This window comes from Acinetobacter sp. 70_2 (assembly GCF_056736115.1).
This window is the reverse complement of the sequence record NZ_JBWZIP010000005.1, coordinates 41,233-49,440: the sequence shown is the minus strand read 5'-3', so window position 1 is coordinate 49,440 and position 8,208 is coordinate 41,233. Positions and strand designations below refer to the sequence as shown.

Below are 8,208 nucleotides of genomic sequence, written 5' to 3'. Positions count from 1 at the left end.
TCAATTACTGACTTAAATTTCGCTCAAATAAACTTCGAGTAATTTAAACCAATCAATCAATGAAAATTATTTCGATTAATCAATCAGTAAAAATCCACACAAGTTGTTCTTCAATTCTCTTAATGATTTTTCTGCTCTTCGTCAGAGACAGATTCGACACAATACTAAGCTTTTATCTTAACCCTGTAAGCTAAGATATTCTCGTGTATCGCGTCGGGATGAGTGCATTATAGGGAAAAAAAACCGGTACGCAAGCACTTTTATAAATATCCGTGTTCGACCGGTTCTTTTTCACTCAAATAAAACTTTTTAAAATTATTAAACAATTGATTTATATCATTAATTTATTTTTTCGCTGTTTTAATCTTTATATCTACAATCTTTATAGGCTGTTTTGGCACGTTTTGATGCATGCCATAGTTTGATGTAGGAACCTGAACAATACGGTCAACTACATCCATTCCTTTTACCACTTTACCAAAAACGGCGTATCCTGGATTTCCCGGTGAACGGTTAAGAAATTTATTATCTGCAACATTTATAAAAAACTGACTAGTAGCTGAATCTGGATCTGATGTACGAGCCATAGCTAAAGTACCGCGTGTATTTGCAATACCATTTCCTGCTTCGTTCTTAATAGGTGCTCGTGTTGTCTTTTCCTGCATATTTGCAGTCATACCACCACCTTGCGCCATGAAACCAGGAATGACTCGATGAAAGATTGTCTCTTTATAAAAACCAGACTTTATATAGCTTTTAAAGTTATTCACACTAATCGGTGCTTTGTCATCATATAACTCTATTTCGATGTTGCCCAAATTTGTTTGCATCTCAACTAAGCTATTAGCCCATACTGAGTGACTACTTAGACCTAGACAAAACAACATCAATAGCTTTTTCATATTTTCCTACAATAAACTTTATAAAAAGATAATCATTAAATCTAATCGTCTAAAGCAAAGAATTCTAGTGAGTATTTATTAAGAATTTTAATGCTACTTTTTATTTAATCCATGTTCCACGTGAAACATGGATTGTTGAGTTTGCTTAACTATTTTTATCCCAGAATTTTCTAAAATTTTTACTAATTTCGATAGTATGGCGTTTTGCTTTTCTAGAAATTGGTGTCAGGTTAATAAAACCATGGGTCTGTTCCGGAAATTCTTCGTAATACATTTTTACGCCATTTTGTCTTAATTTATGACTATATATTTTTGCTTCGTCATGTAAGACATCATGTCCAGCTGTAATCACAAAAGCCGGTGGATTTTTCTTTAGGTTGCCATAGGTAGGTGAAATAATTGGATCGTCAAGTTCTACATTATGCTGAGTTGCATAATATTGTGTGACGTAATCAATATCGGTATTTGTTAACACCAACCCTTCGTTATAAGCATAAAAAGAAGGATGTCTGCTTTTGAAATCCACTGTTGGATAGATAAGTAATTGTGCTTGCGGAGCATAAGCTTTATTTACTGATCTTTGCGCAACAACAGTACTAATATTTCCACCTGCACTGTCCCCTGCAACCGCAATTCTATTTTTTAATATTTTTAATTGTCTGCGATTTTGATAAACCCATGCTAATGCATCTTCACACGACTGAATTAAATATTGTGGTGAAACTTCTGGAGCAAGAGGATAGTCGATACTGAGAACCTGTACTCTGGCGTATTTAGCTAATAAACGACAAACCTCATCATGAGTATCTAAACCACCTACGACAAAACCACCTCCGTGATAAAACACAATTAATGGCAGTTTCTTGTTAGGAGCAGGATGATAATGTCTGGCAAAGATTGTGCCGCTTTGGAGTGGTAGACGAATATCCTCTACCGACTCAATATAGGTTGGTTTTTGGCGTATGGCATGCATTTGTGAATCAAACATTCTTCTTGATTCAATTGGGTCAGAACCAATAAAGCCCACTCTCCCCTGTTTAATTTGCACAGCCATCATGCATTTAGTAAATGAATCGAGATCTGGATATTGATAAGAATATCCTAAAATTTTAGCGAGAGACTCTTGGGCTATTCGAGGCAACCTATCGAGTGCTCGAGCAGCGGGGCCCTGCCCCTTATCTAGCAATGTTTGAATTTTTTGATTAAATGCTGTCATGCCTGTCTCCTTGAATCCCTCTTATCCTTCATATTTTCTACAGAATTCTTTGTTGTTTGACTATATTCGCATACAACTCATGCAATCAAGATACAAAGGTAAAAACCAATCTACGCTAATCTGATTTATAGCAAATGTCATTAACAAATCTGTCGATTAAAACAGGACTTTTTTGCCAATTATTGTTAACAGACAAAAAGAGGTACTGCTATGTCAGCAAAACTAGTTGTTACTATGTTAGCAACCAGTCTTTTAACTGTAGGCTGTGTTGCTTATCCAGATGACCCTTATTATCGTGGTGGCGGATATGGTTACCATGATCATGATCGTCGCTATGATCGTGACGATCAACGTCGATATAATGATTGGGAACGGAAACGTTGGGAAGAGCGTCAACGAGTATATGAACAACAACGTAAAGATATTCGTGAACAAGAAAAAGATCGTCGTGAATGGGAAAAAAGGCACCGTGATTGGGATAAAAAACGGGTAGAAGATCGAGATCATGATCGCCGAGATTATCGTCATGATGATTAAATTCACTATTATATAAAAAGCCCCAAAGAGATAAGTCTTCTGGGGCTTTTTTGAGAAATATAAATTCTATTTCATTTATAGAAAATGAGTAGCAGCTCATTTCATATATGTATCGGCATCTTGAACATATATGCTCTATAAACTCATATCTCTTATTTTAGCAGTGAATTACTGAGCAGTTGCAGAACCTGAAACTGAACCAGAAGCACCAGCATCTACTTGACCTGGTTGAGCTTGACCAGAAACACCTGCGTCAATACCAGCACCAGCGTGTACACCAGATGGGCTAGCACTTGTTTGAGCAGAACCTGATGCGTTTAAACCAGCTTCAGATGCACAACCAACAGCTGTAAGAGCAACACCAGCAAGTACTACAGAGATAAGACCTAATTTTTTCATGATTGCTTTCCTTTCATTACGACAAACGTTTAAATGCAAAGTTCATCTTCGCGCTGCCTATAATTCACAATTTTTTTTTCTGACGTGCGTATCATTGGTTGTCTTTTGTAGTAGTAGAAGTACAAATTCTGCAATTTTTTATTAAATTCAATTTTTTAATCTGACCAACCTAATTTATAAATTAAACCATAGATAAACGTTTGTTTAATTTTATCAATTTTTTCTTTTTATTTTGCTGAGCCTTTATATTTAAAAATTTTTCATTTATAGAAACGCTATATAAGGTACGTAGACTGTTACAGAGCTTTTTTACCCTTAAAAGTGGTTTCTTCACAAAAAAGCCGCGAATGATCGCGGCTTTTTTTGAAAGTGAATATGGCTTAAACGTTAGATTATGGCCACTGCATTTCACCTTTTACAACTTTAGCCCCTAACTCTAAACTATCCACGCTTTGAAGAGTTGGATATTGCTTTTGCATAAGTTTACTCAACTCAGCAGAGTTTTTAGTTGCCTTAGCTGCTTTTTCATAACTATTTAAATAATTAATTGAGAAATTAACCGCATCAAGACCTTGCGGAGCTCCTTGAACCATATGAGCAGGTACAACAATTTTAGGCTGAAGAGCTTTGATACTTTCTAAAGATTGAATAACTTCGGCACGATCTTTAGTTTTAGGGGTATCGGCCATCCATAAATGAATGCCTGAAGATACAGGAATCCCCCCTACTACTGCTTTTGCAGACGGTACCCATAAATAGGTAAGTTCTTTTTTACCTTTAATCTCGATTGATTCATTTTCAAGTTTTAAAGTCTTAGCTGTATAAGCTTGAGGCACAATAATTTGGCTAGGTGCATTTGCACCCATTTTTGGTCCCCAATATTTAACTTTAAGCGTTTGAGTATCTTGGATATGTTTTACTGTTTCCGGCGTAGCAATGATCTGTACATTCGGGAAATACTGTTTAAATGCGTCTAAGCCGAAATAATAGTCCGGGTCACCATAGCTTACAAAAATAGTTTTTAATGTTTTACCGCTATCGAGAATATTTGCGGCAATGCGCAATGCTTCAGATTTTGAAAATTGTGCATTAACCAATAAAACTTCCTTATCCCCTTCTATTAAGGTTGAAGTCACACCGAAGTGTTCCGGTTTAGCCAGAAAACTCTGGATTTTTAGGTCTTGAGCAAAAGCTGACTGAGCCATAGTGAATGCCATTGCAGTAGCAAGCGCAGAAGCGGTTAATTTAAATAATTTCATTAGGTATTCTCCTGTTTCATGAAGAACACTTTAAATTGCAATTTATGTAAGATAAATGCACTAATTTAAGATAAACTGTTGCATATATTGTAATAATAGCTAGACATATGGATACTTTAAAAGCGATTCAGGTCTTTGTTTCTATTGCACAACATGGCAATTTGACCAAAGCCGCAGAGCATCTTAATTATTCTCGTGCCATGGTTTCGCGTTATCTTGAGCACCTTGAACACACGTTCTCAACTCGACTTTTTCAGAGAAATACCCGAAAAATATCTCTTACTCCCGCAGGTGAGAAAGCTCTGCTCTACTGTGAAAATATTTTACAGCAACAACAACTTTTACAAGAGCTCGCAGCGCCTGAGCAACATAACGGTACAATCCGTTTTACATGCGGTTTATTTTTATTTGAACTTGGGGTAGCAGAATGTATTCGTCAATTTAAGCGACAGCATCCTCATATTCAGTTTGATGTTTACCTAACTGAAAGCACAATTGATCTTATAGATGCACAAGTGGACTTGGCACTACGTATTACTCAAAAGGTAGCTGATGGTTTAATTGCTCGGCCAGTTTGTCAGATCGAGTCTGTTTTCTGTGCTCATCCGGATTATTTAAAACAGCACAGTCCCCTGCTGCATCCTCGTCAGCTGATTCAGCATGAATGTATTGCTCACCATAGCCAGCATCAATTCTGGACACTTTTTGATAATGAACAACAACCTCAGAACTATCCGTTAAATGTTACTTTTAAAAGTAACGATGTGAATGCGCTTTACGATATGTGCTTACATGCCCAGGGAGTTGCGATGTTACCGTCATTATTAGTTGAGAAAGATTTAAAAGAAAAACGCCTGACAGCTTTATTTAAAAATTTTACGGCTCCTGCGTTAAGTTTGTCGGTTGTGTATGCTTCTAGACAACATTTACCCCGAATCACTCAAGAATTTATAGCTTTTATGATCGAAAATCTGGATTTTTACTTAAAACCGCAAAATTAAAAGCTTTAAATTGCCGTGTACGCTTGAATTTTTAGGCAATGCCCATACTTCATCCCTATTAATGAATTACAGCATATGCATGGCAGTTCAGGTTTTACACAGTAAATACTGATGCCAAAAAGGACTGTACATGTTTAAAAACCCATTTAAACGGAGATCATCAATGGCTAATGAGCAAAATGAGCAAGCTCAAGACATTCAAAATGAGCAAGCTGAGCAATCTAACGAGCAAACTCAAGCTGAAGGTGTAGAGCAAGCAAACGACGTTACCGTTGAATCTTTACAAGCGCAAATCACCAAACTAGAAGAAAATCTTAAACTTGAAAAAGCTCGTACAGCAAATGCAGTTTATGAAGCACAAAAAAGTGTAGAGCGTATTCAACGTGAGTCTGAGAAGCATAAAGAAACTGTGCTTGAAAAATTTGCAAAAGAATTGTTGGACTCTGTCGACAATTTAGAACGTGCAATTCAGGCTGCTGGTGGTGAAGAAACACCTGTACTTGAAGGTATTAAGCTAACCTTGAAGTCACTATTAACAACTCTTGAGAAATTTGGCGTTGTAGAAGCTGATACTCAAAATGGATTCAACGCAGATTTACATCAAGCTGTTGGCATTGATCCAAATGCCAAAGCCAATGAAATCGGCACCGTTTTACAAAAAGGCTATACCTTAAATGGTCGTTTGTTGCGCCCTGCTATGGTTATGGTTGGTCAATAAAACGAACAAAAGCGAAGCATCGCTTTGCTAAAAGCACAAGAATTTGAGAGTTTTTTGATTTTTTTTCATAAAAATGCTTGAAAAAAACCGATTGACTCTCATATCGAATAACAAGCAAAACATTGCAACAGAATTTTAGAGGAACACACCAAATGGCAAAAATTATTGGTATTGACTTAGGTACTACCAACTCATGTGTTGCTGTACTTGAAGGCGATAAAGTAAAAGTAATCGAAAACGCTGAAGGCGCACGTACAACTCCATCGATCATTGCTTATAAAGATGGCGAGATCTTAGTTGGTCAAAGCGCTAAGCGTCAGGCAGTAACAAACCCTAAAAATACATTATTCGCGATCAAGCGTTTAATTGGTCGTCGTTATGAAGATCAAGCAGTACAAAAAGACATTGGTCTTGTACCATATAAAATCATCAAAGCAGACAATGGTGATGCTTGGGTTGAAGTAAACGATAAAAAATTAGCACCTCAACAAATCTCTGCTGAAATCTTGAAAAAGATGAAGAAAACTGCAGAAGATTATTTAGGTGAAACAGTTACAGAAGCAGTTATTACTGTTCCTGCTTACTTTAACGATGCTCAACGTCAAGCAACTAAAGATGCAGGTAAAATTGCTGGTTTAGATGTTAAACGTATCATTAACGAACCAACTGCTGCGGCTCTTGCGTTCGGTATGGACAAAAAAGAAGGCGACCGTAAAGTTGCTGTTTACGACTTAGGTGGTGGTACTTTTGACGTATCTATCATTGAAATCGCAGACCTTGATGGCGACCAACAAATCGAAGTGTTATCAACTAACGGTGATACTTTCCTTGGTGGTGAAGACTTTGATAACGCATTAATTGAATACTTGGTTGAAGAATTCAAGAAAGAACAAAGTGTGAACTTGAAAAATGATCCACTTGCGTTACAACGTTTGAAAGAAGCTGCTGAAAAAGCAAAAATCGAGCTTTCTTCATCTAATGCAACTGAAATCAACCTTCCATACATCACGGCTGATGCGACTGGTCCTAAGCACTTAGTGATCAACGTAACTCGTGCAAAACTTGAAGGTTTAGTTGCAGATTTAGTTGCTCGTACAATTGAACCTTGCCGTATTGCTCTTAAAGATGCTGGTCTTTCGACTTCTGACATCTCTGACGTAATTTTGGTTGGTGGTCAGTCTCGTATGCCACTTGTACAACAAAAAGTACAAGAATTCTTTGGTAAAGAGCCACGTAAAGACGTGAACCCTGACGAAGCAGTTGCAATCGGTGCTGCAATTCAAGGTGCTGTATTGTCTGGTGACAAGAATGACGTATTGCTTCTTGATGTAACACCATTAACTTTAGGTATTGAAACAATGGGCGGTGTATTAACACCAATCATTGAGAAAAACACTACGATTCCTGCGAAGAAATCACAAGTGTTCTCTACTGCTGCTGATAACCAACCAGCTGTAGATATTTCGGTTTACCAAGGTGAACGTAAAATGGCTCAACAAAACAAATTGTTGGGTAACTTCCAATTAGGTGATATCCCACCTGCTCCACGTGGTGTGCCGCAAATTGAAGTATCGTTTGACATCAACGCTGACGGTATCTTGAAAGTATCTGCGAAAGATAAGAGCACTGGTAAAGAGCAATCGATTCAGATTAAAGCAAACTCAGGTTTATCTGATGCTGAAATCGAAGCGATGATTAGAGATGCTGAAGCGAATGCTGAGGAAGACCGTAAGTTTGAAGAACTTGCAAAAGCTCGTAACGAAGCTGATGCATTAATTTCAAGCTCGAACAAAGCTGTTAAAGATCTTGGTGACAAAGTGACTGAAGATGAAAAAACAGCGGTAAGCACAGCGGTTTCTGAACTTGAAGCAGCAACTAAAGAAAATGATGTTGAAGCGATCAAAGCAAAAACTGAAGCTTTACAAAACATTTTGATGCCGATCACTCAACGTGCTTATGAACAAGCGCAACAAGCTGGTGGTGCTGAAGGTTTTGATCCTAATGCATTCCAAGGCGGTGAAGCTGGTCAACAAAAAGCTGATGATGGCGTTGTAGATGCTGAATTTACAGAAGTAAAAGACGACAAAAAATAATTTGTCTCTTTAAAAAAAGACCGCGCGAAAGCGCGGTTTTTTTATTGTTTACAAAAAATAACAATTGCAATTTATATATTTTT

The 8,208-nt window shown here is 37.2% G+C and carries 7 protein-coding genes and 1 pseudogene; 4 read left to right on the top strand and 4 right to left on the bottom strand.

From position 1 onward, the window contains the following. Nucleotides 1-344: 344 nt before the first annotated feature. Nucleotides 345-902, bottom strand: coding sequence for a peptidylprolyl isomerase (locus AC1PJ9_RS03320; protein ID WP_311087018.1), 558 nt, complete (start codon nt 900-902; stop codon nt 345-347). 145 nt (nt 903-1,047) lie between these two features. Further along, nucleotides 1,048-2,118, bottom strand: coding sequence for an alpha/beta hydrolase (locus tag AC1PJ9_RS03315; protein WP_311087019.1), 1,071 nt, complete (start codon nt 2,116-2,118; stop codon nt 1,048-1,050). A gap of 210 nt (nt 2,119-2,328) precedes the next feature. Here AC1PJ9_RS03315 and AC1PJ9_RS03310 point away from each other — a divergent pair, with 210 nt between their 5' ends. Continuing rightward, on the top strand, nt 2,329-2,655 hold the full coding sequence (locus AC1PJ9_RS03310; protein ID WP_086223627.1) for a hypothetical protein: 327 nt from the start codon (nt 2,329-2,331) through the stop codon (nt 2,653-2,655). A gap of 168 nt (nt 2,656-2,823) precedes the next feature. Here AC1PJ9_RS03310 and AC1PJ9_RS03305 read toward each other — a convergent pair whose 3' ends face one another. Together AC1PJ9_RS03305 and AC1PJ9_RS03300 are read right to left on the bottom strand one after the other, a co-directional pair. Then, on the bottom strand, nt 2,824-3,054 hold the full coding sequence (locus AC1PJ9_RS03305; protein WP_002051903.1) for a hypothetical protein: 231 nt from the start codon (nt 3,052-3,054) through the stop codon (nt 2,824-2,826). A gap of 392 nt (nt 3,055-3,446) precedes the next feature. Further along, nucleotides 3,447-4,313, bottom strand: coding sequence for an MBL fold metallo-hydrolase (locus AC1PJ9_RS03300; protein ID WP_311087020.1), 867 nt, complete (start codon nt 4,311-4,313; stop codon nt 3,447-3,449). 107 nt (nt 4,314-4,420) lie between these two features. Here AC1PJ9_RS03300 and AC1PJ9_RS03295 point away from each other — a divergent pair. The 3 genes and pseudogenes from AC1PJ9_RS03295 to dnaK all read left to right on the top strand — a co-directional run bounded on the left by AC1PJ9_RS03295 (nt 4,421) and on the right by dnaK (nt 8,125). Next, nucleotides 4,421-5,349, top strand: a pseudogene (locus AC1PJ9_RS03295) (LysR family transcriptional regulator). Nucleotides 5,350-5,477: 128 nt separating this feature from the next. Further along, entirely contained in the window at nt 5,478-6,032 is a 555-nt protein-coding gene (gene grpE / locus AC1PJ9_RS03290) for a nucleotide exchange factor GrpE (RefSeq protein WP_039250138.1), read from the top strand. 152 nt (nt 6,033-6,184) lie between these two features. Beyond that, nucleotides 6,185-8,125: a molecular chaperone DnaK gene (gene dnaK, locus AC1PJ9_RS03285; RefSeq protein WP_019456665.1), complete on the top strand. Its 1,941-nt coding sequence runs from the start codon at nt 6,185-6,187 to the stop codon at nt 8,123-8,125. Nucleotides 8,126-8,208 lie beyond the last annotated feature (83 nt).